Annotated in this window: 21 protein-coding genes; 7 read left to right on the top strand and 14 right to left on the bottom strand. The window is 50.9% G+C overall.

Features of this window, described 5'->3' with window-relative positions; all coding sequences use genetic code 11:
- Both DFR47_RS10490 and DFR47_RS10495 read right to left on the bottom strand, forming a co-directional pair.
- Entirely contained in the window at positions 1 to 780 is a 780-nt protein-coding gene (locus DFR47_RS10490; RefSeq protein WP_113944517.1) for an ABC transporter ATP-binding protein, read from the bottom strand.
- Positions 781 to 852: 72 nt separating this feature from the next.
- On the bottom strand, positions 853 to 1,833 hold the full coding sequence (locus tag DFR47_RS10495; RefSeq protein ID WP_113944353.1) for an ABC transporter substrate-binding protein: 981 nt from the start codon (positions 1,831 to 1,833) through the stop codon (positions 853 to 855).
- A 143-nt stretch (positions 1,834 to 1,976) separates the two neighbouring features.
- Between DFR47_RS10495 and DFR47_RS10500 the strand changes: the two genes are divergently transcribed.
- Together DFR47_RS10500 and kynA are read left to right on the top strand one after the other, a co-directional pair.
- Positions 1,977 to 2,705 carry a GntR family transcriptional regulator gene (locus tag DFR47_RS10500; protein ID WP_113944354.1) on the top strand — a complete coding sequence of 243 codons (729 nt, stop codon included), beginning with the start codon at positions 1,977 to 1,979 and terminating at the stop codon, positions 2,703 to 2,705.
- Between the two features lie 54 nt (positions 2,706 to 2,759).
- Entirely contained in the window at positions 2,760 to 3,596 is an 837-nt protein-coding gene (kynA, locus tag DFR47_RS10505) for a tryptophan 2,3-dioxygenase (protein WP_113944355.1), read from the top strand.
- Positions 3,597 to 3,641: 45 nt separating this feature from the next.
- Here kynA and DFR47_RS10510 read toward each other — a convergent pair whose 3' ends face one another.
- The 4 genes from DFR47_RS10510 to DFR47_RS10525 all read right to left on the bottom strand — a co-directional run bounded on the left by DFR47_RS10510 (position 3,642) and on the right by DFR47_RS10525 (position 8,365).
- Positions 3,642 to 4,409 carry a DUF930 domain-containing protein gene (locus DFR47_RS10510; protein ID WP_245416532.1) on the bottom strand — a complete coding sequence of 256 codons (768 nt, stop codon included), beginning with the start codon at positions 4,407 to 4,409 and terminating at the stop codon, positions 3,642 to 3,644.
- Between the two features lie 192 nt (positions 4,410 to 4,601).
- A complete protein-coding gene (gene prpB / locus DFR47_RS10515; RefSeq protein ID WP_113944357.1) occupies positions 4,602 to 5,513 on the bottom strand; it encodes a methylisocitrate lyase in 912 nt (303 codons plus the stop codon).
- Between the two features lie 23 nt (positions 5,514 to 5,536).
- A complete protein-coding gene (gene prpC, locus DFR47_RS10520; RefSeq protein WP_374788372.1) occupies positions 5,537 to 6,724 on the bottom strand; it encodes a bifunctional 2-methylcitrate synthase/citrate synthase in 1,188 nt (395 codons plus the stop codon).
- A 126-nt stretch (positions 6,725 to 6,850) separates the two neighbouring features.
- Entirely contained in the window at positions 6,851 to 8,365 is a 1,515-nt protein-coding gene (locus DFR47_RS10525; RefSeq protein ID WP_113944518.1) for an MmgE/PrpD family protein, read from the bottom strand.
- Between the two features lie 279 nt (positions 8,366 to 8,644).
- Between DFR47_RS10525 and DFR47_RS10530 the strand changes: the two genes are divergently transcribed.
- The 3 genes from DFR47_RS10530 (at position 8,645) to DFR47_RS10540 (ending at position 13,414) form a co-directional block, all read left to right on the top strand.
- On the top strand, positions 8,645 to 10,066 hold the full coding sequence (locus DFR47_RS10530; RefSeq protein WP_113944359.1) for a short-chain fatty acyl-CoA regulator family protein: 1,422 nt from the start codon (positions 8,645 to 8,647) through the stop codon (positions 10,064 to 10,066).
- Positions 10,067 to 10,221: 155 nt separating this feature from the next.
- A complete protein-coding gene (locus DFR47_RS10535; RefSeq protein ID WP_113944360.1) occupies positions 10,222 to 11,211 on the top strand; it encodes a TAXI family TRAP transporter solute-binding subunit in 990 nt (329 codons plus the stop codon).
- Between the two features lie 154 nt (positions 11,212 to 11,365).
- The gene (locus DFR47_RS10540; RefSeq protein ID WP_113944361.1) at positions 11,366 to 13,414 is read left to right on the top strand and encodes a TRAP transporter permease; all 2,049 of its coding nucleotides are present in this window, start codon (positions 11,366 to 11,368) and stop codon (positions 13,412 to 13,414) included.
- Positions 13,415 to 13,446: 32 nt separating this feature from the next.
- On the opposite strand, the gene DFR47_RS10545 is transcribed toward DFR47_RS10540, so the two are convergent.
- From DFR47_RS10545 to DFR47_RS10575, 7 genes are all read right to left on the bottom strand, one after another.
- Complete coding sequence (locus tag DFR47_RS10545) at positions 13,447 to 14,364, bottom strand: LysR family transcriptional regulator (protein WP_113944362.1); 918 nt, start codon at positions 14,362 to 14,364, stop codon at positions 13,447 to 13,449.
- Positions 14,365 to 14,541: 177 nt separating this feature from the next.
- Positions 14,542 to 16,041: a serine hydrolase domain-containing protein gene (locus DFR47_RS10550; RefSeq protein ID WP_113944363.1), complete on the bottom strand. Its 1,500-nt coding sequence runs from the start codon at positions 16,039 to 16,041 to the stop codon at positions 14,542 to 14,544.
- 90 nt (positions 16,042 to 16,131) lie between these two features.
- Positions 16,132 to 16,872: an ABC transporter ATP-binding protein gene (locus tag DFR47_RS10555; protein ID WP_113944364.1), complete on the bottom strand. Its 741-nt coding sequence runs from the start codon at positions 16,870 to 16,872 to the stop codon at positions 16,132 to 16,134.
- The gene (locus DFR47_RS10560) at positions 16,872 to 17,699 is read right to left on the bottom strand and encodes an ABC transporter ATP-binding protein (RefSeq protein ID WP_113944365.1); all 828 of its coding nucleotides are present in this window, start codon (positions 17,697 to 17,699) and stop codon (positions 16,872 to 16,874) included. Before DFR47_RS10560 ends, DFR47_RS10555 begins: the two co-directional genes overlap by 1 nt.
- An 8-nt stretch (positions 17,700 to 17,707) precedes the next feature.
- Entirely contained in the window at positions 17,708 to 18,610 is a 903-nt protein-coding gene (gene nikC, locus DFR47_RS10565; RefSeq protein ID WP_113944366.1) for a nickel transporter permease, read from the bottom strand.
- Positions 18,607 to 19,620, bottom strand: coding sequence for an ABC transporter permease (locus DFR47_RS10570; protein WP_113944367.1), 1,014 nt, complete (start codon positions 19,618 to 19,620; stop codon positions 18,607 to 18,609). Before DFR47_RS10570 ends, nikC begins: the two co-directional genes overlap by 4 nt.
- Entirely contained in the window at positions 19,617 to 21,218 is a 1,602-nt protein-coding gene (locus DFR47_RS10575; protein ID WP_113944368.1) for an ABC transporter substrate-binding protein, read from the bottom strand. Before DFR47_RS10575 ends, DFR47_RS10570 begins: the two co-directional genes overlap by 4 nt.
- A 547-nt stretch (positions 21,219 to 21,765) precedes the next feature.
- On the opposite strand from DFR47_RS10575, the gene DFR47_RS10580 reads away from it, so the two are divergent.
- Positions 21,766 to 22,815 carry a dipeptidase gene (locus DFR47_RS10580; RefSeq protein WP_113944369.1) on the top strand — a complete coding sequence of 350 codons (1,050 nt, stop codon included), beginning with the start codon at positions 21,766 to 21,768 and terminating at the stop codon, positions 22,813 to 22,815.
- Positions 22,816 to 22,883: 68 nt separating this feature from the next.
- Here DFR47_RS10580 and DFR47_RS10585 read toward each other — a convergent pair whose 3' ends face one another.
- On the bottom strand, positions 22,884 to 23,969 hold the full coding sequence (locus DFR47_RS10585) for an acyltransferase family protein (protein WP_113944370.1): 1,086 nt from the start codon (positions 23,967 to 23,969) through the stop codon (positions 22,884 to 22,886).
- A 382-nt stretch (positions 23,970 to 24,351) separates the two neighbouring features.
- Between DFR47_RS10585 and DFR47_RS10590 the strand changes: the two genes are divergently transcribed.
- The gene (locus tag DFR47_RS10590; protein ID WP_113944371.1) at positions 24,352 to 25,782 is read left to right on the top strand and encodes an aldehyde dehydrogenase family protein; all 1,431 of its coding nucleotides are present in this window, start codon (positions 24,352 to 24,354) and stop codon (positions 25,780 to 25,782) included.
- Positions 25,783 to 25,921: the final 139 nt, after the last annotated feature.

Here is a 25,921-nt window from a genome sequence, read left to right on the forward strand (position 1 = left end):
TCAGCTCGCGAGTAACATATGGTCGGATTTAACGGAAAAATGGTTGATCAGATCAGGAATACTGGTCTGCTCCTTTTCCGCACCGGCAATTTCCAGCTGCACCCGCCCTGCATTCAGCATGAGAATACGATGACCAAAATCAACGGCATGCTGCATATTATGCGTCACCATCAATGTGGTCAGTTGCAGCGCATTCACCGCACGAATTGTTGCCTGCATAACAATATCCGCCGTACGCGGATCAAGAGCAGCAGTATGCTCGTCCAGCAACAACAGATCAGGCGAGCCACCTACTGCCATAATGAGAGACAGTGATTGCCGCTGGCCACCGGAAAGCAACTCAACCCGTGTATTCAACCGGTCTTCGAGGCCTAATCCGAGCAGAGCCAGCCGCTCTTTATAGGCAGCGATCCGCGTGGCATTTAAACCCTTGCGGAATGAGCGTTTCGAACTGCGTAATTCTGCAAGAAGCATATTTTCCGCAACCGTCATGCTCGCCGCTGTGCCGCGCATCGGATCCTGAAAAACACGAGCAAGGCGAAGTGCGCGTTTGTGTACCGGCATTGCGGTGACATCATTACCATTGATGATAATCTGACCGCTATCCAGTTGCAGTGCACCGGATATGGCATTCAGCATACTGCTTTTACCGGCACCATTTGAGCCAATAACAATACCAAATTCACCTGTGGCCAGAGACAATGAAAGATCATTAAGCGCAACTTTTTCGTCGGCCTGACCTTTATAGAAAACCTTACGTGCTGATTTAATTTCAAGCATTTTTTGCTCCCCTGCACCGGATTGGGCTGCATTGCGGGGCAATGCAGCCTGTCTACACATGTGGAGACACGATCACTCAACAAAACAATTACAATCAGCCAATGCTGCAGGCAGAGTTATACCAAAAGTTGCGAGTGCCTTTTTCGAGATCAGCGGTCTGTGGTCTTCATAAGTTGGCCGTGACGGCGGAATGGTTTCAGGTGCCTTGCCTTTCAGAATTTCAACGGCAATTTTACCTGCGTTTTCACCGACCTGCTCATAATTCACGGCAAAACTGGCCGGCACAATGTCCTTGGTAACCGCACTCTCATCTACATTCATCACCGGTACGGAGATTTGGCGGGCAGCGGCCGCAACAGCAGCAATAGCCGGCTGCAGGAGATTTGATCCCGGCGTATAAATGACATCTACTTTACCGGAAAATGCCGTAATGCGTTGCTGGATATCATTAATATTATCAATGCCCACCGGAACGACCGTGAAACCTGCATCCGAAGCCGCTTCTTCAAATTTACGTAACAGAGCCACGTCATTCGCTTCACCCGGATTATAGGCCACGCCAAAGCGTTTTGCCTCCGGCAGCAGCTTTTTGGTAAAGGCCATAATGGCAGCAACATCTTGCAAATCGGTTGCGCCGGTCATGCCTTTATCACCGGCATCCCACGAGGGAACCAGCTTTGCTTCCACCGGATCGGTCACGGCGGCAAAGACCACAGGGGTATCCGAACCCCACAGTGCTTTCTTGGCAACCTGCGAGACTGGTGTTGTAATCGTATAAATAAGTTTCGGCTTCTCAGATTGCAGCTTAGCAATCATTTGCGGAACCAATGATATGTCGAAATTAGTGTGGCTTTCACTATAAACCACATCCGTGCCTTCAATATATCCGGCAGCAGTCAGCGCATTTTTGAAACCTTGCACTGCAGTATTCAGTTGCGGATGTTCTCCGAAATTTGCAATACCAATTTTAATCGGATCAGCGAACGCGGTGGAGGCCGCAAAAGCACCGGCAAACATAGCGCTCAAAAAAGCAAGTTTACGTATCGTTCCCATTTTATATCCCCATTATTGGCGATGCTGCTTATTTTTGCAGCGTATGGGCAGTGTATTCTCCTGCAAGCGCGTGTCAATCATTATATATATTATTGACTAGATGGGCTTAAAATATATATTTTACCCTGACAGGGGCAGGAAAAATGCAAGAGAACGAAACTTCAACAAAAACTCAGCAAGCCTATCAACAGCTGCGCAATGACATTTTGTCGGTACGGCTGCGTCCTGGTGCCCCGTTGAAATTAAAAGCCTTACTCGAGGATTACGATTTTGGCTGGACGCCCTTGCGTGAGGCATTATCCCGCCTTGAAGCAGAAAAACTGGTAACCGCGTCCAGCAATCGAGGCTTTGCAGTCGCTCCGGTTTCGCAAGGTGAGCTTGAGGATTTAACGCAAGCCCGTATGGTGATTGAAGTCCCGCTTTTGCTTGAAGCCATGAAGCATGGCGACAATGATTGGGAAGCCGCGATTGTCACAACCCATTATCGGTTGTCACGATGCTCAATCGTAACGACTGATGCCACTGAAACTGCCATTGATGAATGGGAAGAGCGGCACACAGCCTTTCACAATGCTTTGCTTAGTGCTGCAACATCGGATTGGCTGAAGCATTTTTATACGACAATCTGGCATCAGTTACGCCGCCATCACAGGTTTTTAAGCCTCGCTCCGACCATTCGCGCTGCAGCTTTGCTGGATGAAGCCGGGCAACGCGCTTGCACAGCCTTGGAAGACGCTATGGGGCTGGCGCATCACACTGAATTAATGAACGCAGTGCTCAACCGGGATACCGAGCAAGCGCGCAAACTGATGAGCGAACATATCGGCTATACGCTGGATGTTTATCTGCAATCAGAGTGCAGCATAAAGTAACCGAACACGATTTTCCTTCGAAATCCATACGACAATTAATAAGGTATATGTGGCATGACAACGTCTTATGATCCTTCAAAAGAAGGCGCGCAAATGTCTTTCAAAGACCGCATGTCCTATGGTGATTATCTGTCTCTGGACAAAATTCTCGATGCGCAAGCACCGCTCTCACAAGCCCATGATGAATTGTTGTTTATCATTCAGCATCAGGCTTCTGAACTTTGGATGAAGCTGGCTATTCATGAAATCCGCTCGGCTATTACCTGTATCCGCAATGACCAGCCTCAACCGGCGTTTAAAATGCTGACACGGGTTGCACGAATTTTTGAGCAGCTCAACAATGCTTGGGATGTTTTGCGTACCATGACACCGAGTGAATATACAGAATTCCGCAACTCACTCGGCCAGTCTTCGGGCTTCCAGTCTTATCAATACCGGATGGTTGAATTTCTGGCAGGCAATCGTAACGCTGCAATGCTGCAGCCGCATAAACATCGTGAAGATATTTCGGCTTTGCTGGAAGGTATTCTTGCTGCGCCCAGCCTCTATGATGAAGCATTGCTGTTACTGGCGCGCAATGGTTTCGATATTGGTGAGGATGCAAACCGCACGAGCTGGCGTGAAACACGCACCGAAAATGTGCAGGTTCTCAATGCATGGAAAGAGATTTATCAGGCACCTGAAAAATACTGGCAGCTTTATGAACTGGCTGAAAAACTGGTTGATTTTGAGGATTATTTCCGGCGCTGGCGCTTCAACCACGTGACGACAGTTGAGCGCATCATCGGCCTGAAACGCGGCACCGGCGGCACCGGCGGTGTGTCTTATCTGCGCAAAATGCTGGAGGTTGTGCTATTTCCTGAGCTTTGGAAAGTGCGCACCGAGCTGTGACGCTGCCTAATCTGCTTTGCAGTTTTATCGCGAAAATGAATGTAATTAATCCCGCGGCAAGTCACGCGCCTGCCACTCACTTTCAGGAATGGCTTGCCCGATATTATAGCGAAACTCCTGAATGCTCATGGCATCCGCATTGACCTGACATTGAAAGCGAACCTCATACCATTTCCCCTGACTGCGAAAAGCACCGTTTTTGACCTCAAAACGTGTTCCCTGTGTTTCACTCCCGATAGGCGCCAGAATATCCGGAAAAGCACCTGCTTTTTGGCGACGTATTTGCTCCAGCGCTTCAATGCTACAAACCTGAACCATCCGGTCTTTCATCAGTAATTTGCCAATCGCCTGTTTGACACGCGGGTCGGAAAGCATATCCTTGGAGTGAATTTCTTTCGCTTTTTTCAGCTCCGGATCAGATTTGACAGGTTGTAAAGTAACCGCCTCTTCTTTCGGCTCAGCAACCTTATCTTCTGCTGTCTCGGTCTGCGTCTGCGGTTCCTCTATTGGTGTCGTCTCAACCGGCTCTTCGGGTTGAGGTTTGTCATCCTCCGGTGCCGCGCTTTCAAAAGCCTGCGGTTTTTGCTCCTGAATCTGCTCAGCGGCAGGCTCCTCAACCTGAGAAGTCTCAGGCTCACTAACCTGCTCCGGCGATGGTGCAGGTTCCGGTTCTTTTTCTTCAGGTTCAACCAGTTCTACATGAATGCTCTGTTCCTCTGCCGGGGGAAACACATCCGGCACACCGAAAAGCAAAACAGCAATCAATAGCAGATGCAAAATAACCGAGGCACCAAGCCCCCATCTGTATCTCACCGGAATGTCTTCTGAGGAATTTTGCATAAGATCAATCGTATGGTGCCGGATGAGAGAAGTGCAAGAATTTAAACAGGCACTTACTCATAACGACGATACGATCGAAAGCAACACCGGAAACCACGTTATCCGGATAAAGAAAACGCGATGACTATGTCACCGCGTTTTTCCCATCAACATCAGCTATAATATTCAGTCGAGTGTCGGCACGATGGTTTTAATAATCGTGCGGTCGAGCTCTTCATAATGATGCAAACCAATCGTATCATAGAGCTCGGCACGGGTCTGCATTTCATCGACCATTGCCTTGGTAGAGGCGTCACGCTTGAGCGTCGCATAAAGCTTTTCCTGCGCTTTATTGGCAACGCGCAGCGATGACACCGGCCAGATCACCATTTTATAGCCCATTTCCTCAAATTCCTGCGCAGTAAAGAAAGGGGTGCGGCCAAACTCGGTCATATTAGCTAAAAGCGGCACACCCGGCATACGCTTGGCAAATTCACGGAACATTTCTGCCGTGTTCAGCGCCTCAGGGAAAATCGCATCGGCACCGGCATCCATATACATTTTGGCACGTGCAACCGCACCGTCCAGTCCTTCGCTGGCTGCAGCATCGGTACGGGCAATCAGATAGAGATGACGGCGTGCTTTGGCGGCAGCAGCTACTTTGGCCGCCATATCATCGGCAGTTGCCAACTTCTTATCGTTCAGATGACCGCATTTTTTTGGCAGCAACTGATCTTCAATATGCACAGCGGCAGCACCGGCATCTTCGAATGTGCGCACCATATGCATCACATTCAGTGCCTCGCCATAGCCGGTGTCACCGTCAACAACGAGCGGCAAACCACTGGAGCGGGCAATCTGACGAATGAAGAAAGCCACTTCATCGACCGTGATAATGCCGAGATCCGGCAAGCCCATCGAAGCTGTCATCGCAGCGCCGGAGAGGTAAAGCCCTTCAAAACCGGCATTGCGCGCCTGAATGGCCGCCATACCATTATGCGCGCCCGGCAATTGCACAATGCCGGGTTTGCTCATCAATTCACGGAACCGCTCTCCGGCGGATTTGGTTGGCAGATCGGAAGCAGATAAATAAGGCATGATACTCACTCAGACTGTCTCAGTTAAATAGACTTGGGAGTTGCTGCGGATCGTTCGTCAATCGGGATAAAGGTCAGATTGTCGGGGCCGATATAATTGGCGGACGGACGGATAATCTTGTTATCAATGCGCTGCTCGATGATATGTGCTGCCCAGCCGGAAGTGCGGGCAATCACAAACAACGGCGTAAACATCGCTGTCGGCACACCGAGAATGTGGTAGGAAACAGCGCTGAACCAATCGAGGTTCGGGAACATTTTCTTATTGTCCATCATCACCGTTTCAATACGCTCGGCAATGTCGAACATCTTGGTTGTGCCGGCCTCTTCCGACAGTTCCAGTGCGACTTTTTTGATGATCTCATTACGCGGATCAGCAATCGTATAGACCGGATGGCCGAAACCGATCACCACCTGTTTCTGCTCCAGCTGGCGCAGAATATCGGCCTCTGCTTCATCAGGATCAGAATAGCGCTGCTGGATTTCCAGCGCCACCTCATTAGCACCACCATGTTTCGGGCCGCGCAGCGCACCAATGGCACCGGCAATGCAAGAATAAACGTCTGAACCTGTGCCTGCGATGGTACGGGCTGTAAAAGTAGACGCGTTAAATTCATGCTCAGCATAGAGGATCAGCGAGATATTCATCGCCCGCACGGCAGCCGGTGTCGGCTCTTTGCCGTGGAGAACACGCAGAAAGTGGCCACCGATCGTATCATCATCGGTTTCCAGCTCCACCCTGCGGCCATGATGGGCAAAGTGATACCAATAGAGTAACATCGAACCAAGCGAAGCCATCAGCCGGTCGGCAATATCTTTAGCGCCCGCTTGCGGATGGCCGCTCACCTCCGGCAGTACACAGCCAAGAACGGAGACGCCGGTGCGCATCACATCCATCGGATGGCTCGCCGCAGGCAGCAATTCGAGCGCCGCCTTCACATTTGTCGGCAGACCGCGCATGGCTTTGAGTTTTTGCTGATAGGCAATCAATTCGCGTTTGGTCGGCAATGTGCCATGCACCAGCAAATGCGCGACTTCTTCAAAATCGCACTGCAATGCGAGATCATGAATATCAAAACCGCGATAATGCAGATCATTACCACTACGTCCGACAGTACAAAGGGCAGTATTACCGGCAACCACGCCGGACAAAGCCACGGATTTCTTTTTTGGCGGCGTTACCGTTGTTTCACTTTCTGCAATGCTCATCATTCTCTCCCTTGGTTGCAAAGCACCATTTCCGATCCCTCCCGGATCATTACGGAAAACATGCCTGCAGCTCAGATTTTGCGTTGCGGATGACGGGTGCCATCAAATGTGGCACCCGCAGAGACCGGCTCAACCCTGCCAGTCGAAAATACCGTGCGCCTTGCCCGGTTCGCATTTACCCGGCAGCGCCGTAATATTGAGACCAGCCAGTTCATCGGTGGTCAGCTCTGTCAGACGTTCAACTGTTTTGATGAAACGATCCTGTTCTTCCTGCCCGATAATCCCTTCAGCCAGAGTACGGAATTTACGGACATAATCCGGACGTTTGAACGGGCGGGCACCTAACGGATGTGCATCGGCCAGCGCCAATTCATCTTCGATCACCGAGCCGTCCTGCATGGTAATAACCACACGGGCACCGAAGGCTTTTTCATTCGGATCATGGCTGTGATAGCGCTTAGTCCATGCCGGATCTTCCACCGTACTGACCTTGTGCCAGAGCGCAACTGTCTCCGGACGTTTGGCACGCTCCGGTGCATAGGAATGCTCATGGTGCCATGTGCCGTCTTCCAGTGCGACCGCGAAAATATACATGATCGAATGATCAAGCGTTTCACGACTGGCATTCGGATCCATTTTCTGCGGATCATTGGCACCGGTACCAATCACATAATGGGTATGATGGCTGGTATGCAGCACAATGCTGGCAATCTTAGAGAAATCCTTGACACTTGAACGCATACGACGTGCGAGATCGATCAGTGCCTGACTCTGATACTCAGCCGAATGTTCTTTGGTATAAGTATCCATGATCGCACGTTTGCGCTCACCGATTTCCGGCACCGGCACAAAATATTCAGCTTTCGGACCACCGAGCAGCCATGCGATGAAACCGTCTTCACCTTCCCATGCAGGAGAAGGTGCGCCCTCACCGCGCATAATGCGGTCAACAGCTTCCACAGCCATTTTACCGGCGAAGGCTGGCGCATAGGCTTTCCAGCTGGAAATCTCGCCCTTACGGGACTGACGCGTAGTCGTTGTGGTATGCAGACCCTGCTGAATAGCCTGATAAATCTGCTCGGTGCTTAAACCCAACATGGTGCCGATACCGGCTGCAGCCGATGGCCCCAAATGGGCAATGTGGTCAATTTTAAACTCGTGCAGACAAATACCTTTCACAAGATTGACCTGAATTTCATAACCGGTGGCAATACCACGTGCCAGCGCGGAACCATTGAGGCCGCAATGCTGCGCCACTGCCAGCATCGACGGAATATTATCCGCCGGATGGGAGTAATCGGCAGCGAGAAATGTATCGTGGAAATCCAGTTCGCGTACTGCAACGCCATTCGCCCATGCCGCCCATTCCGGTGACACACGCTGATCCGCAGGCAAACCAAAAACAGTGGCACCGCGCTTATAAGGATGGGCGAGCGCCTGCATACGCGCACTGACAACCGGACGGCGCATCAGTGACGCAGCCGCAACGGATGCGTTGTCAATGATACGGTTCCCGATCATCTCAACCACATCATCATCCAGTGGCACATCATCGGCGGCCATGGCAGCAAATTTCCATGCCAGCTGATCCTCACGTGCCAGATGTTCAGCCGATTTATAGGTACGCACTTTATGGAGTTTCACAGAGATTTCCTTTTCTGTCATAGCAAAAACTATGACGGTCCATTTCTGTCATAGCCAAGGCCATGACGACCCATTGTGTAATTTGCGAAGCCGAATGCCCTCTGAAACCAACTATACCGTGACAAAATTTTGCGACTATGGCTGAAAAAGCGAAGTGACGGCGGTGACTTTTTGTGAAATTGTGAAGTTTGCGAAGTCGATACCGACTGATCAACAACAGGCATGCATAAGGAACAACACATCTCAGCGTTAATCTGAAAGGTCGGGAGGGCCTGAAGAATGCGTAAAACTTTTGTAGGTATTAAACTTAAAAAACTGCGGGAAGAGCGTCAGCTCACTCAGATGTCACTGGCCAAAAGCCTTGGTATTTCTTTGAGTTACCTCAATCAGATTGAGAATAATCAACGCCCGCTGACAGTGCAGGTTTTGCTCCGTCTCAATGAGGCTTTTGGCATTGATGTGCAATTGTTCTCTGAAGCCGAGGAAGCCCGATTATTCAGCGATCTGCGTGAAGTCTTTGCCGATCCGCGCCTCAATGAGCAGCTTGGCAAAACAGAAATTCGCGAATTAGCTGCCAATATGCCCGCAGTCGGGCGGTTGCTTGTGGAAATGCATAAACAACTGGGCGAAGCGCAGGAACAATCTGCATATCTTGCGAACCAGCTTGGCAATGACCGCTCTGCTGATTTGCCGGTAATGCTCTCCACCCCCTATGAAGAAGTGCGGGAATATTTCTACGCACACCGCAATTACATACCGGAGCTCGACCATGAGGGGGAAGCGCTAAGCCGCAAGCTCGGCCTGCCAGTCGGCAAGATGAAACATGCTTTGGCAGAGCGCCTGCTGCAAATGCACGGTGTGCGGTTGGTTGAACAGGCTGGCACCGATAGCACCGACACTGTTCGTCATTTTGACAAGAGTACCCGCCTTCTTGCCCTGTCGCCGCGTCTGGATGAAGGTCAACAGGCCTTTCAGCTTGCAACGCAAATCGCTTTTCTTGAACAAAAACAACTGCTCGATCAACTTTTAGAGAAAACAGCATTCTGCAGTCCTGAAGCACTGGTGCTGGCACGTATTGGCCTCGCCAATTATTTTGCCGGTGCCGTGCTGATGCCCTATATGCATTTTCTGCAAAGCGCAGAACAATTGCGCTATGATATTGAATTGCTTGAACAACGCTATGCGGTAAGCTTCGAGACTATCTGCCATCGCCTCAGCACGTTGCAACGGCCTGAAGCACGCGGTGTGCCGTTCTTCTTTATCCGCGTGGATCGTGCCGGCAATATCTCCAAGCGCCAGTCCGCTACAGATTTTCACTTTTCGCGTTTTGGCGGCACCTGCCCGCTATGGAATATTTATGCAGCCTTTTCCTCACCGGATCGCATTCTGACGCAACAGGCCGAAATGCCGGACGGGCGCACCTATTTCTGGATCGCCAAAATGATCAGACACCGGCAAGGCGGCTATAAAGCACCATCGAAAAGCTTTGCGATTGCACTGGGCTGCGACCTGCACCATGCCGACCGGCTGGTCTATTCCAAAGGCATGATCCTTGATGATCCTGCTGCACGCACGCCAATCGGTGCCGGTTGCAAAATTTGCGAAAGACAGAAATGTCCGCAACGCGCTTTTCCTGCCCTGTATTCGACAATTCAGGTCGATGAGGCACAAACAAACTTCGCCCCTTATATGACAGCCTAAGATTAAATTTCACGCCTTTCATGTATTTGAAAAGCAATATGAAATTTATTATCATACTAAAGTATAATGTGGTTTTCACCTATAGCTCCAAGGTTGACATTTCGCGCTCATCTTTTCATGTTCAGCACAGAGGAAATTCTTTTGGGAGAGAGAAGATGAAATTGGGCAAGACTTTTCGCCGCTTTATGACCGCCGCAGTTCTGGGAACAGCTGCAATTGGCGTGACCGTTGCAGCTGCACAAACACCAGCCTTTTTCCGTATTGGCACCGGTGGCACTGCGGGCACCTATTATCCGATCGGCGGGCTGATCGCTAATGCGATCTCCGGTAATGGCGATCAGGGCGTTCCGGGTCTTGTCGCGACCGCAGTCTCTTCTAACGGCTCTGTCGCCAATATTAATGCGGTGAAGAGCGGTGGCCTTGAAGCCGGTTTCACCCAGTCGGACGTTGCTTACTGGGCCTATACCGGCACCGGTCTTTATGACGGCAAAGGCAAAGTGGAAGATCTGCGTCTGATCGCAACACTCTATCCGGAAACCATCCATCTGGTTGCCCGTAAAGATGCTGGCATCAAATCCGTTGCTGATCTTAAAGGCAAACGCGTTTCCCTTGATGAGCCGGGTTCCGGTACCATCGTCGATGCGCGTATCGTGCTGGAAGCCTATGGTCTGACAGAAAAAGATGTGAAAGCTGAATATCTGAAGCCGGGTCCTGCCGGTGACCGCCTGAAAGACGGTGCGCTGGATGCCTATTTCTTTGTCGGCGGATATCCGACCGGTGCAATTTCTGAACTCGCCAGCACCAACGGCATTGCGCTTGTGCCGATTGAAGGTGCCGAAATGGATAAAATCCTCAAGGACTACAGCTTCTTTGCCAAGGATACCGTACCGGCTGATACCTATAAAGGCGTTGGTGAAACCAATACAATTTCCGTTGCTGCACAGCTGGTGACAAGTGCCAAACAGTCTGATGATCTGATCTATAACATCACCAAGACCATGTGGAATGACGCATCCCGTAAAGCACTGGATGCCGGTCACGCCAAGGGCAAAATGATCACTCTGCCAAATGCAGTGACCAGCCTTGGTATTCCGCTGCATCCGGGTGCCGAGCGTTTCTATAAAGAATCCGGCTTGCTGAAATAATAACAGCACAGCTCTGCACCGGAGTGCAACGCTTCCGGTGCAGAGCCTTTCTCTTAATCTTACAATACGTATTTTTAATTAGGCTCAGATGTCCCGCCTGCGCAGGCAGCCAATGACAGCTATGCCTATAGCTATATTTTCAGGAAATTTGCCGATGACCGCAGAGCAACAATCGTTAAAACCGATGGAACTGGACGAGGAAAAAGCGCGCGAGCTCGAAGAAAAATTCGACTCCGAAATCCGCTTTCGCCCGTTGTTGCCTGTTACTGCCCGTATTGTCGGCGCTCTGCTGATTATTCTTTCACTTTTTCATTATTATACGGCAGGCTTCGGCATTTTATCCGAAACCATGCATCGCGGTATCCATCTCGCCTTTGTGCTTGGTCTGGTTTTTCTGGTATTTCCGTTCTCTCCCAAAGGCTACGGGGAACCGGCTAAATCAACGATTCTCCGGCCACTTGGCATTTCAATTATCGACTGGGCACTGGCGATCGGCGCCGTTATTGCAGTTATGCATGTGCCGCTTATTCCGCTGGATGACCTGGCCTTCCGCGTTGGTAATCCGACACAAACCGATGTGATCCTTGGTGGTCTGCTGATTATCGTGCTTCTGGAAGCCACCCGTCGCTCGGTCGGCTGGCCGCTGCCGATTATCGCTATTTGCTTTATGCTCTACGCCTATTTTGGCCCTTCTATGCCGGGCATTCTAGTGCATCCGGGCTCGTCTGTTTCACAGATTGTCGATCATCTCTATCTCACAACACAGGGCGTTTACGGGATCGCGCTTGGCGTTGTCGCCACTTATGTGTTCCATTTCGTGTTGTTCGGTGTTTTCGCTACCCGTATCGGTCTCGGGCAATTGTTTCTTGATTGTGCCGCATGGGTTGCCGGCCGCTATGCAGGCGGACCTGCCAAAGTCTCGATCTTCGGGTCGGCACTGTTCGGCATGATTTCCGGCTCATCCGTGGCAAACACCGTCACCGTCGGCTCGCTGACCATTCCGGCGATGATCCGCCTTGGCTATAAGCGTAATTTCGCAGCTGCAGTGGAAGCCGCGTCCTCAACAGGCGGGCAGATTACGCCGCCGATCATGGGCGCTGCCGCGTTTCTGATGATTGAGTTCCTCAATCTGCCTTATACCACCATTATTATTGCTGCGATTGTTCCGGCATTCATGCATTTCTTCGGCGTTTTGATGCAGGTGCATTTTGAAGCCAAACGCACCGGCCTGCGTGGTATGACGCCGGAAGAAATGCCCGATCTGAAAGAGGCCTTCAAACGCGACTGGCCAACCGTTATTCCACTGGTTGTGCTGATCGGTATCTTGCTGTCCGGTTACACACCTTATATGGCGGCATTCTGGGGTATTACGCTCTGTATTGCGGTAGGTTTGCTCAACCCGCGCAAGCGTATGTCCATCAAAGAGGTTCTTGACGGTCTGCGCGACGGTGCAAAATATGCGCTGGCAGTCGGTGCCGCCGCCGCAACCGTTGGTATTGTGGTCGGTGTGGTTACTCTGACCGGTGTCGGCTTTAAAATTTCCTATATTGTCACCACAACCGCTGCCGATATTGCGACCTGGTTCGGCACATTCCTGCCAGCATCACTGGTTGGCGGCGCAACACTGACATTGCTTTTCACACTGATTATGACCGGTATCGTGTGTATTTTGATGGGTTGCGGTATTCCGACAACTGCTAACTACATCATTATGGCAACTATTGCCGCACCAACTCTGGCAATGCTAGGGGTTGAACCACTCGTCGCCCATTTCTTCGTGTTTTATTACGGTATTCTCGCGGATATTACCCCACCAGTGGCGCTGGCCGCTTATGCTGCGGCAGGTATGGCAGGGGCTGATCCGTTTAAAACAGGCAACACGGCCTTCCGTCTCGGCCTTGGTAAAGTGCTGGTACCGTTCGTGTTTGTGTTCTCGCCATCGCTGTTGCTGGTCAATGCCAATTTCTCATGGAGCGAATTTGTAATCGCATTCCTCGGCTGTGTGATTGGTATTACCGCGCTTGGTGCTGCGCTCTCCGGCTTTATGCTGGTTCGCACAAAAGTCTGGGAACAGGTACTGCTGGTAATTGCGGCTATCCTGCTGGTGGTGCCGGAAATCTATTCCTCACTCCTCGGCTTGGCCTTGCTGATACCGGTACTGATGCGTCAATTCACCGTTATGAAACAGCCACAACTGGCATAATAAAAAGGGGCGCTTTTAGCGCCCCTTTTCGCTCAATTATGATCTGAGCTATTTCGCAGATCCGGCAGCCGGTTCCAGAACTTTTCAATCACGCCACGCTGATTATTTCTGGATCGGTACAAACGGATTTCCAACGGAATATTCCACGACGGGTCAGCCCCCTGCACCAACTGTCCGTTTGCCAGTTCTTCAGCAATCAGGCTGTGCGGCACCCATGCCACACCCCATCCCGCGATTGACATGCCTTTGAGGCCAATCGACATGCTGCCCTCATGCACCAGCCGGTGTTCCGGCATTTTCAAAGCGAATAATTCGCTCAGCAAATGCCCGAAGAATGATGATTTTTCATAGCCGATATAATCAAACGGCTGCTCATCACGACCTACCATATGCAGCGGATTGCCATCGGCATCCGGCGCGCTGATCGGGATAATCTGCTCAAAACCGACGACCTTGTAATCAAACTCAGAGGCATCCAGCAGTAAAGGCACCGACGGATGCACATAAGTCAGAAGAAAATCGCAATCCCCGTCGACAAGGGCATTCACATTGCCTTCAACACTACCGCTGTCAGGGCGCAGACGCGTAAATACCGGCGCGACAGCATCGCTGATCTCTTTCAGCCAAGGCGGGAAGAAAGTGAATGATAATGTATGCAGCGCAATGAAGGAGATTGTCTGCGCTTCCAGTGTCTGATTGGCCTGAAAACCGTGACGCACCTGATAAAGTGACTTCAGTGTTTCCTGCGCAATCGGAATAAATTTTTCACCCGCTTCAGTCAGACGCGACGGATAGGTAGCGCGGTCAATCAGTGTCGTACCAAGCCATGTTTCAAGCTGCTTGATACGGCGGCTGAAGGCAGACTGTGTCACATGCCGCTCATCTGCCGCTTTGGAGAAATTCAAAGTATGAGCAAGCGCGAGAAAGTCTTCAACCCACTTAATTTCCACAATACTGATCCTTCGTCACGATTGCCTGTTTTGCATATGAGTATGCAAGTTCAGAATAGGCCTTATACGATATGCGGGCATATTTGAACAAGGGCTTACATATACTAGATATGAAAATGCCCGCTTTGTTAAAGTGCTGATACTTCTACAAAGCGGGCGGATATAAATAGGTATGGTTTAGCGGGTATATTCCAGCATACGGCTGCGGTTCAATACCAGTTCTATGCGGTTATCGCTCAGACGATTGATGCAGACACGTTTTACCCACGGGCCGTCATGCAGCGTAAACAAATAACGGCCATTGCCCAGATCGGTAACCGGCATTGTCTGCTGAACAGGGCCGACACCCATGATTGCAGTGCCATTGATGATCTCAAAAGCAGCGCCGTAGACTGACTTCCAGCTACCGTCGAGTTCATTACCGGCAGGCTTTGGTACCACCGGATAAAGAACACGTGGCGCATGTCCCAATTCACCTTCCAGCACTTCGCCTGTCCAGCGCAGCAGGATTGGCGAGGTAGCGGAACGCGATGAGAACCAGCCATTGCCTTCGTCATAGAGGGCATCTTCATTGTCGATATAAGTGACGTTTCCGCCCTTCATCTCAACCCAGTGATGGCCGGTTTCAGTCAGGTAAAAACCATCAGGGATCGTGCTGCCGGCCTGCGGTAACGAACGACTTGCAAGCGCGGCCATTGCAGCTTGCGCCATCTTGCTGCCATTGGCGTCATCACGATTGGCAACAACCACAAAACCACACTGGTGCTCAGGGCAGATCAGCACATAGCTCTTATAGCCCGGATGCGAGCCGCCATGACCAACCAGTTTCAGGCCATCAAGCTCAGAACCAACAAAACCGAGACCATAGGCAGACAGTCGGCCATCAGCCATTTTGCGTGGTTCGCTGATCTTATCAATCCCACCCGAAAGCTGACCTTTGCCGCACATTAATGCATGTGCCCAGGTTGCCAGCGCTGTACCGCTACCGGTCAGACTACCGGCCGCAGAAATATAAAGACCGGCTGAACTGAGCTGCCATTTTTTGCCATCATGCCAGTAACCCGGCACCAGACCATCCACCGGATCATTCCAGACATCCGGTGCTTTCAGTTGTACGCCGAGCAATGGTACGATTTCATTTTGTAGATAGTCATCAAAGCGCAGGCCAAGGCGTTCCAGCGCAATTTCCACCAGACGGTAACCGGTATTGGAATAGGACACCTGCGTACCGGCTTCAAAGTTGAGACGTTCCATCATCGCATGGAAATCCATCAGCCGGTCATTATGGGTTTCCGTATAGATCGACAAGCCGAGCAAAGTCAGACATTCGCGGGTATCCGGCAGGCCGCCGCTCATATCCAGCGCCCGACCAACGGTCACTTCGCTCAAAGGCTTTTTCAGTTCCGGCAGATGTTTACCCAACGGGTCATCAAGGCTGATTTTATCTGCATGTTTCAAAACCATGGAAACGAAAACATGCTTGGTCACAGAAGCATAACGCACAACGCTGTCAGCGGAAAACGGCTTATAGGTTGCCAGACTTTCCACGCCGCTTGCAGCGTTGAAACGGATACCATCCGCATCAAAACCGATAATCACGCCTCCCGGCTCATTCGCAGGCCATTGTGCGGCCAGTTTTTGTGCGGTTGATAAGGCGGCGTCCCAGTTCATAGCCATGATCGCTTCTTCCCATGCCCTGTTCGTACAGGTTTTGTAATTCAATCTTGCATAAAGAACAGGCCGGAAAATCCGGCCTGTTGCATATTCTTATTTAGGTTCTTCAACCGTTACGCTCAATTCGCGCAATTCAGTGGTATGCGGATGGGTGGTACGGCCTGCGCGCAGATCTTCTGCACTTAGCTGCTCAACCATAATACCATTCTGCATCACACCAACCTGCGGGCAGAGATGGGCAATAACCGCGAGGTTATGGCTCACCAGCACATAGGTCAGGTTGCGTTCTTCGCGAAGATCCGACAGCAGGTTGAGAATTTCCGCCTGAACGGAAACGTCAAGTGCCGAGGTCGGCTCATCGAGCAGCAATACCTGCGGATCTGCAATCAGAGCGCGGGCAATTGCCACGCGCTGACGCTGACCACCGGACAATTGGTGCGGATAACGGAAACGTGCCGTCTGCGGCAGAGCCACATCGGACAGAGCCTGCTTGATGCGCGCTTCAACATTGTCGATCTTATGAACCAGCAACAGCTCGCTCAGAATACGGTCAATGGTCTGGCGCGGATGCAGTGAGCCGAACGGATCCTGAAACACCATCTGAACAGAACGGAAAAATTCCGGTGTCCGCTTCAGCGGGGCGTCTTTACCGTCAAAGGCAATACGTCCGCTCCAGCTTTCATTCAGACCGGCCATCGCACGCAGGATTGTCGACTTACCCGAGCCGCTCTCACCCACGATACCAAAGCTGCCGCCTTTTTCGACGTTAAAAGAAACGCCCTTAACGACCTGCTTGTCACCGAACTGAATTTTCAGATTATCAACTTCAATCATTATTTCAGCCACTCCGGATCACGGGTCATTACCGGCAGACGATCACGCGGATGCGTCAGCGACGGAATACAGTTCAAGAGACCCTTGGTATAAGGATGCTGAGCACTATTGAGTTCTGATGCTTTCAGCTCTTCCATCACCTGTCCCATATACATAACCATAACGCGGTCACAGAAATGGGAAACAAGCGGAAGATCGTGACTGATCAGGATCAGACCCATGCCGCGGCTGTCGACGAGATCATCGATCAGGCGCAGAATTTCTGCCTGTACAGTCGCATCAAGCGCCGAGGTCGGCTCGTCAGCAATCAGCAGCTCCGGATCCGGTGCCAGCATCATAGCAATCATGACGCGCTGTCCCATGCCACCCGATACTTCGTGCGGATAGGAATAAGCCACTTCACGCGGATTGCGGATTTTAACCTGATCGAGCAGGTCAATCGCCGCTTCCATAGCTTGTTTTTTGCTGCCGCCTTTGTGTGTGCGCCAGGCTTCCGCCACCTGCACACCAATGGTTTTAACCGGATTCAGCGAGTATTTCGGATCCTGCAGAATGAAACCAACGCGTTTACCGCGGATCTGACGCATCTGCTTTTCAGAAGCAGTGAGCAGATCCTGTCCGTCAAAGCTGAGCTTGTCAGCTTTGACTTCCGCAATATTCGGCAGGAGTTTCATCAGAGCGCGGGCAGTCAGAGATTTGCCCGAGCCGCTTTCGCCCACAATACCCAGCTTTTCACGACCGAGCTGCAGAGAGAGCCCTCGCACCGCTTCAAAGCGTGTGGTGCGGGTTTCAAATGCGATCCGTAAGTTTTGAATATCTACCAGCATTTTCACCCTCAATTCTGCTTCGGATCGAGGACGTCACGCAGACCGTCGCCGAGGAAGTTGAACGCGAGTGAAACGAGGAAAATCGCAATACCCGGAATTGTAGCAACCCACCATTGTTCAAAGATGAAGCGTTTGGCTGTTGCAATCATTGCACCCCATTCCGGTGACGGCGGCTGCGCACCCATACCGAGGAAGCCAAGGCTTGCGGCGGTCAGGATGATCGAGCTCATATCCAGCGTAATACGCACAATCAGGCTCGGTACGCACAAAGGTGCAATATGACGCGTGATAATACGGGCAGCGCTGGCACCGGTCAGACGGTAAGCTGCAATATAGTCGGTGTTACGGATGGTCATGGTTTCCGCACGGGCCAGACGCGCATAAGGCGGCCAGGCTGTGAGTGCAATCGCCAGAATCGCGCTTTCAACGCCCGGTTTCAGCGCGGCCACGAAAGCCAGAGCCAGAATAAGACGCGGGAAAGCGAGGAACACGTCGGTTACGCGCATCAGAATTGTGTCGACGACACCGCCGAAATAACCTGCCACACAACCGATGATCAGACCAAGCGGTGCAACCAGAATAACCACGGCAATAACCATGCCGAGTGTTACGCGGCCACCATAAAGGATACGCGAGAAAATATCGCGACCCAGCTCGTCCGTACCAAACCAATGCTCGGCGGAGGGAGCCGCAAGACGATTGCCGAGATTCTGAATGCTCGGATCATGCGGTGCCAGCCACGGGGCAAAAATGGCGATGAAAACAAAGACTGCAATGATGAACAGGCCGATCATCGCCAGCGGATTTGACTTCAGGTTGAGCCAGATACGATAGCGTCGGCCCCAAAGAGCCTGCGACGGCGAGGACGGAGTTTCGTCCAGCGCCCAGTTATGAAAATTAGAGAAAATCATCTGACGCGTGGATCCAGTACCTTGTAGAGAATGTCAGCGAGCAGGTTAAGCCCGACATAGATGACACCAATCAGAAGAGTGGCGCCGACGACAGGGTTCATGTCTGCATTCATCAGCGAAACTGTCAGATACTGGCCAAGACCGGGCCATGAGAACACAGTTTCGGTCACAACAGCACCTTCAAGCAGACCGGCATAGGTCAGTGCAAGAACGGTTACCAGCTGAACAGCCACAGTCGGGAAAGCATGTTTCCAGATCACGGATGTAGCCGACAAACCTTTAGCGCGGGCTGTGATAACAAATTCACCTTTAAGCGCATCCAGCATGAATGCACGGGTCATACGGGTGATGTAGGCCATGCTGAAATAAGCAAGGATGATAACCGGCTGGGCCATATGCGCGAGCGCATCCCAGAAGGCATCCATATCACCGTCGAGCAGCGTATCAATGGTCAGAATACCAGTGACATGTGGGATCATGTCCTGAAAAATAATATCCTGACGGCCAGGTCCCGGTGCAATACCGAGCGCGGCATAGAAAACCAGCAGCGAAATCAGCGCCAGCACGAAAGTCGGCACGGAGTGACCGGCCAGACAAATCACGCGGATCGTCTGATCCGTCAATGTGCCCTGACGCACCGCAGCCCAGACACCCAGCGGAATACCGATGACGGCAGCGAGGAGGAGCGCTGCTGTTGCCAGTTCAAGGGTTGCCGGGAAGTAGCGGGCAATATCCGTTGTAACGGGGTTACGGGTCAGAATGGAGTTGCCGAGATCACCCTGCAAAACCTGACCAATATAGTGGAAGAACTGTACGACGAGAGGCTGATCCAGCCCCATTTCCGCACGCACACGCTGAATAACAGCCTCCGGCGCATTATCGCCGACGGCTGCAATCACAGGATCAACCGGCATAACGCGGCCGATCATGAAAGTGACAATGGCAAGTCCGAACAGCGTGATTAACACGCTGCCCAGAGTACCAGTCAGAGTTTTCAGTCTCTTATTCAAGCTTTCGCAATCCCTGCGTAAGAGTGGGTGTCAGACAGAACGCCAAGACGCATGCCGGTCACATCTTTGCGGCAAGCAGCGGTCATGACAGTCTGCAGCATGACAACAAACGGGCTGTTGTTCATGAATTCGCGCTGCAGGTCTTCGTAAAGTTTAACGCGTGTTGCCGGATCTTTTTCATCGCGTGCTGCCAGAGATTTCTTAGCGAAATCTGCATTCTGGTAGTTTGAGCGCCATGCAAAAGGCTTGTTCTTAGCATCATCCGACAGGTCGGTTACATTGCAGAACACGTCCGCATTGGTGTTTGGATCAAAATAATCCGAACCCCATGAGGTCAGTGCAATTTCATGCTCGCGGGCACGCATTTTGGTGAGAACCTGACGGTTTTCAGCAGCGCGCAGTTCCAGCTTGATGCCGATTTCTGCGAGGTTGGCCTGAATCGCCTGAGCGATATCCGGCCAAGGCTGTGCAGAATAGTGATCCATGCTGATGGAGAAACCATCGGCCAGACCTGCTTCAGCCATCAGTTCTTTCGCCTTAGCTGTATCTTTCTGGAACGGCAGATCGTTAACCGCACCCGGGAAGCCCTCAGGAATAATGGTCTGGTGCTGCTGATGGGTCAGCGGCACGATGTTTTCCTGAATACCCTTATAGTCGATCGCCCATTTGATAGCCTGCCAAAGCTTAGGATTGGTCAGCTTTTCAACTTTCTGGTTGAGCGACATCAGGCCGATACCGGCAACGCCTTTACGAACGAGCGTAAAGTTTTCGTCTTTCTCAATCACGCGCAGCTGCTCGGAAGTCAGGTTACGGGCAATATCCACGTCACCTTTCTGGAGCATCAGCAGCTGTGAAGAAGGATCAGCAACGTGACGCAGAACGATACGCTTTACATTGCCTTTATAGGCGCCGTGCGGGTTCAGGTTCAGCATAACGCTTTCGCTTGGCTTCCATGCAGCCAGTGTCCACTCAGCGGAACCGGCGCTGTTTTTGCGCAGCCATTCGTTGCCGAGATCGTCGCCGGCAGCATTTTCCATAACCAGTTTCTTCTCAACAACGCTACCAACGCTGGAGGACAGGCAATAGAGCAGGAACGACAGGGAAGTCGGAGTTTCGAGAGAAATAGTCAGAGTGCCGGCTTCAGTATTCGCAACGACAGACTGCTCAACATTCTCAGGGGTCAGACCGAACTGACCGATAATGAAAGCTGGACCTTTGTTCATTTTGATCGCGCGGTGCAGCGAGAACGCAGCATCTTCAGCGGTGATCGGATTACCGGTCGCAAATTTTGCATCAGGGTTGATTTTGAAAGTATAAACTTTACCTTCAGCATCGGCTTCCCATGAAGAGGCTACGCCGCCTTCAATTTTCTCTGGGTTTTCATAGCTCGGATGCACAAGACGCTGATACATGTTGTTGCAGATTTCGCTGCCGACAGCTTCAAAGCTCTCATGCGGGTCGAGCGAAGTCATGTTGTCCAGCTGCATTGCCACAACCAGAATGTCCTGACGACCGGCAGCGATCGCAGGCAGAAGACCGGCATATGACAGGAACGGAACAGCTGCTGCGCCCGCCAAAAAATTACGTCTTGAAATCACGGTGATTTCCTCTTCCCTATCCGTAAACGCAAGAAACCGGCCGGGTCGCCCCTGCCAGTGGTTAAGTTTTCCAACAGTTTTGCAAATGAGTTATCTTCGCGGGAGATGGTCCACCGGACTGGTTTTATCCCGCTCCGATCCACCCTAAACTGCATCAAAACAAAGTGTATAAGAAAACCGACTAATGTCGTGTTCAATTATCATGAAGCCCAATAACGCGGCCAATGCAGATTTTGCCAGTGCTTATGCACGGTTTGCATGTAAATTTTTGTTTACAACTTTATAATTGTATAAAAAAGGCGTCATGCGCATACGGACTATGGCCTGTACGAAAAGGCATTTGCATTTTTGCGGCAAAATAGTCAGTCTGGCAAATCACGTAACAGCGGATTTTAGCGGTAGAAACCGTGAGAATCGCTGGCTTTCTCATGAAACGACGGGAAAGCGCCATTACGACACAGATATAATAACAGGATTTATTCCGCTAAATGTTTCTGTTTGCGACATAATTTATGTCGCCATACGGGAAAAGTAAGGTTCCTCCTCTATGTCCAGTTCTTCATCGGCAGATAATTTCACACCGGTTTTTGACGGTCACAATGACGTGCTTCTGCGTCTGTGGGCATCAACCGAAGCCAATCCAGTTGACCGCTTTATTAACGGCGAACAGGTCGGCCACATTGACCTGCCACGTGCCAAAAAAGGCGGTCTCGCCGGTGGTCTCTGCGCAATCTATGTTCCGTCACCTTCGATGGAAAAAGATGCCAATGGCGATTATCCGACACCTGAACATGGTGAAGCGCTGAGAATCACTCTCGGCATGGCAGCCCTTCTGGCGAAGATTGAAGCCAAGTCGAATGGCGGCCTGAAAATCTGCCGCGACGCCGATGATATCCGCACAGCAATGGCCGATGGCGCATTTGCGTCAGTGCTGCATATTGAAGGTGCTGAAGCGATCAGCGCTGATCTCGATGAACTTTACGTATTGCATCAGGCAGGTCTGCGCACTTTGGGTCCGGTCTGGAGCCGTCCGAATATTTTCGCTTACGGCGTTCCGTTCCGCTTCCCGAGCACACCGGATATCGGCCCAGGTCTTACCGACGCCGGTAAAGCCCTGATCCGTGCCTGTAACGAACTGAAAATCATGGTCGACCTGTCGCACATGAATGAAAAAGGCTTCTGGGATATTGCAGCCATTTCCGATGCACCGCTCGTTGCCAGCCATTCCAATGTGCATACGCTTTGCACACACAGCCGTAATGTCACCGAAAAACAGATGGACGCCATCAAAGAAACCGGCGGCCTGATGGGCATCAACTTCGGTGTGTCCTTCCTGCGCGAAGACGGTCAGAAAGTCACCGCCACACCGCTCAGTGAAATGGTGCGCCATATTGATTACATCATCAACCGCATCGGTGTTGATCATGTGGCTCTCGGTTCCGACTTCGACGGCACAACCATTCCGGATACTCTGGCCAGCGCCGCTGACCTGCAGCTGCTGATCGCAGAACTGCGCAAAGCCGGTTACGATCAGGACACCATCGACAAGATCGCCTATAAAAACTGGATCCGCGTTCTGGAAAAGACCTGGGCTTAATCACCTAAAGCCTGAACCCAAAAATAAGAAAGCCTCCGGCAGCAATGCCGGAGGCTTTTTTATAATTCTTATGTCGGCTGCGTCACGGGTTGTTGAGAGGGGCGTTTTTTACGCCCTAAACGCATAAACGGCTTCTCAATAATCAAATAAGAAATTTTAGCACCGACAATGCTGGCAACGATAATTCCAACAACCGCAAAGGGAAACGCCCAATCCCCTAATCCGAGACGATTAAAGACTGCCCAGCCTGCGCCAACCACGAACATATGCGTCAGATAAAGAGAATAAGAACTGTCGCCAATTTGTATGAACAGGTTTCCCGGCGACAAATGACGGAACCAACGATCTGTACAAAGCGCCGTTACAACAAGCAGTATTGATGCAATCAGATATGCAAGACTCTCAATGAAGAATGGCAATGCTGTCAGATCAACACTCAAGAGCAAGGCAATGCTAACTGCGACAGAAAACAGCAACACAGGTAAAGAGTTAACAGAGAAGCCGCTCCAGAAACCCCGACGCTGCAACTCCGCCAACCACATGCCGGCGAGAAACGGCATCAGATTAAAATTGAGATAAAAGGCTGCAAAACTACCATTTCTTTCAACAAAAAATGCCCCTGCAATCAGTACTCCGAGTACAGCGCTCATCAATATTGAGCGGCGGAGACTGCTTTCACACCACCAGAACAAGATAAAGAGAAGATAAAAAAACATCTCATAATTGAGAGACCAACCCGGTTTTAATAGCGGCCGCCAATCATCCAGCGTCCCCGGCACAAGCACCGGAAGAAACGCCAATGAACGTATCAAGTAATCCGGTGTGAAGCTTGTTGATTTAAACAAGCTCGGCAAATAGATCGCACAAAAAGCCAAAAAAATTGTACAAATCCAGTATAGAGGCACGACACGTATAATTCGTCGCCACAGAAAACTTACAGGTGCAAAGCGACCAGCATTGATATAGCTGATGATAAATCCGCTTATGACAAAAAAGATGGATACGCCATAAGCTCCAAACACACCAAGTATTCGTGGCGGCTCTGCTATTGGATGTTGTAAAGTGTGTCCTAAAACGACCAGTAAAGCTGCCAGTCCGCGTAAAATTTGCACAGAGTAAAATTTTTCACTCTGACTGCCAATATTTGTTTGCATATGTCCCTCAGCAAATTTTCAAAATACGCCAGTTAAATACATGCACGTATTTATTGTTTCGCTTCGGACAAGAATAATAAAATTGTATTTAATAATATAAATTTTTATATCAACATAATTTAAGAATATATAAAATACCGAAACTTATATTTTATAAAATCATATAAATGAAAGAGTCAATATTTTTACTTTACTTCATTGTTAACTTAATAATAAATAAATAATAAAAAAATTACTTATTCAACATGATTAGAGGCGTAATGACAAAACCAATATTTTCCGTCACCATTCTTTTTATGGAGTTGTAATACTAAGGTTTAGGTCTAAACTGCGCACAAAAATCACTGCAAAACCGCATGAATAGCATGACAGGATGGGAACTATGGATCACGCACTCAAATTTTACATCAACGGCGAATGGGTTGATCCGGTACAAAGCCCAGTAACGACACTGGATGTTATCAATCCGGCAACAGAGCTGCCTTTCACCAAGATTGCTATGGGCACGGCTGCCGATGTGGACAAGGCCGTTGCGGCTGCAAAAGAAGCATTTGTCAGCTTCTCTCAGACCAGCAAAGAAGAGCGTTTAGCGCTGCTCAAGCGTATTCTCGAAATCTTTATCCGCCGGTCGGATGAAATGGGCGCCGCAATTTCTCAGGAAATGGGTGCGCCGCTGGCTATGGCCAAGGCAGCACAGGCAGGCTCCGGCACCGCACATCTGATGGAAGCGATTAAAGCAGCTGAAATCTTTGAATATGCCTATATGCAGGGCACAACCCGTGTTGAGCATGAGCCGATCGGCGTTGTCGCCATGATCACACCTTGGAACTGGCCGATCAACCAGATCGCCGCTAAAGTGGCACCGGCTATTGCAACCGGCTGCACAATGGTGCTGAAGCCATCAGAAATCGCACCGGTCAGCGCCATTTTGTTCGCAGAAATCATGCATGAGGCTGGTGTGCCGAAAGGCGTCTTCAACCTCGTCCATGGTGACGGACCAAATGTTGGTGTCGCCCTTTCCGGCCATAAAGATGTGGATATGGTGTCCTTTACCGGCTCTACCCGCGCCGGTGTCAATGTTGCGCAAACCGCAGCACCGACTGTGAAGCGTGTACATCAGGAACTTGGTGGTAAATCCCCAAACATCATTCTGCGTAGCGCCGATCTCGACAAGGCTGTTCGTACCGGCGTTGCCCGCTGCTTTGGCAATAGCGGCCAGTCCTGCAATGCACCGACACGCTTGTTCGTGCCGCAGGAAGCGATGGATGACGCAATTACAATCGCCCGTGATGCGGCTGAAAAATTCCGCACCGGCGATCCGACTGCCGCTGAAACCGATCTCGGCCCTGTGGTGAGCCAACTGCAATTTGACAAGATTCAGGATCTTATTCAGGCAGGCATTGATGAGGGTGCAGAACTGGTAACCGGTGGCACAGGCCGTCCGGCTGAGCTCAATGCCGGTTATTATGTGCGCCCGACCATTTTTGCCCGCGTCGGCCATGATATGCGCATTTCCCGCGAGGAAATCTTCGGCCCTGTGCTGTCCATTCTTGCCTATGACACGCTGGATGAAGCTGTTGAGATGGCCAACGACACAGTCTACGGCCTCGCCTCCTATATTCAGGGCGACCTGAAGGAAGCGCAGGCTCTGTCCAAACGTTTGCGCACCGGCAATGTCTATATCAATGACGCGCCTTGGGACGGTGCTGCACCATTTGGCGGCTACAAGCAATCCGGTAACGGCCGTGAATATGGCGTTTTCGGCCTTCGTGAGTTTGTCGAGATCAAAGGGATCGTCGGCTACGAAGAATAAGCCCGAAATATCCGGACAACAAAAAGCGCGTCTCTTAAAAGACGCGCTTTTTTATCAATCCGCTTTGATATATATCAGAGATACAGAATATCTGCATCCGGCGAAATCCGCGTCTGAAGAACATCGCCTGTCGCAGGCA

The organism is Pseudochrobactrum asaccharolyticum (assembly GCF_003314995.1).
Taxonomy (GTDB): Bacteria; Pseudomonadota; Alphaproteobacteria; order Rhizobiales; family Rhizobiaceae; genus Pseudochrobactrum; species Pseudochrobactrum asaccharolyticum.

What these genes read in the sequence shown, in the direction of transcription:
- DFR47_RS10490 (WP_113944517.1), bottom strand. Translation starts at nt 780, where the DNA reads ATGCTTGAAATTAAATCAGCACGTAAGGTTTTCTATAAAGGTCAGGCC.
- DFR47_RS10495 (WP_113944353.1), bottom strand. Translation starts at nt 1,833, where the DNA reads ATGGGAACGATACGTAAACTTGCTTTTTTGAGCGCTATGTTTGCCGGT.
- DFR47_RS10500 (WP_113944354.1), top strand. Translation starts at nt 1,977, where the DNA reads ATGCAAGAGAACGAAACTTCAACAAAAACTCAGCAAGCCTATCAACAG.
- kynA (WP_113944355.1), top strand. Translation starts at nt 2,760, where the DNA reads ATGACAACGTCTTATGATCCTTCAAAAGAAGGCGCGCAAATGTCTTTC.
- prpB (WP_113944357.1), bottom strand. Translation starts at nt 5,513, where the DNA reads ATGCCTTATTTATCTGCTTCCGATCTGCCAACCAAATCCGCCGGAGAG.
- prpC (WP_374788372.1), bottom strand. Translation starts at nt 6,724, where the DNA reads ATGATGAGCATTGCAGAAAGTGAAACAACGGTAACGCCGCCAAAAAAG.
- DFR47_RS10530 (WP_113944359.1), top strand. Translation starts at nt 8,645, where the DNA reads ATGCGTAAAACTTTTGTAGGTATTAAACTTAAAAAACTGCGGGAAGAG.
- DFR47_RS10535 (WP_113944360.1), top strand. Translation starts at nt 10,222, where the DNA reads ATGAAATTGGGCAAGACTTTTCGCCGCTTTATGACCGCCGCAGTTCTG.
- DFR47_RS10540 (WP_113944361.1), top strand. Translation starts at nt 11,366, where the DNA reads ATGACCGCAGAGCAACAATCGTTAAAACCGATGGAACTGGACGAGGAA.
- DFR47_RS10550 (WP_113944363.1), bottom strand. Translation starts at nt 16,041, where the DNA reads ATGGCTATGAACTGGGACGCCGCCTTATCAACCGCACAAAAACTGGCC.
- DFR47_RS10555 (WP_113944364.1), bottom strand. Translation starts at nt 16,872, where the DNA reads ATGATTGAAGTTGATAATCTGAAAATTCAGTTCGGTGACAAGCAGGTC.
- DFR47_RS10560 (WP_113944365.1), bottom strand. Translation starts at nt 17,699, where the DNA reads ATGCTGGTAGATATTCAAAACTTACGGATCGCATTTGAAACCCGCACC.
- nikC (WP_113944366.1), bottom strand. Translation starts at nt 18,610, where the DNA reads ATGATTTTCTCTAATTTTCATAACTGGGCGCTGGACGAAACTCCGTCC.
- DFR47_RS10580 (WP_113944369.1), top strand. Translation starts at nt 21,766, where the DNA reads ATGTCCAGTTCTTCATCGGCAGATAATTTCACACCGGTTTTTGACGGT.
- DFR47_RS10585 (WP_113944370.1), bottom strand. Translation starts at nt 23,969, where the DNA reads ATGCAAACAAATATTGGCAGTCAGAGTGAAAAATTTTACTCTGTGCAA.
- DFR47_RS10590 (WP_113944371.1), top strand. Translation starts at nt 24,352, where the DNA reads ATGGATCACGCACTCAAATTTTACATCAACGGCGAATGGGTTGATCCG.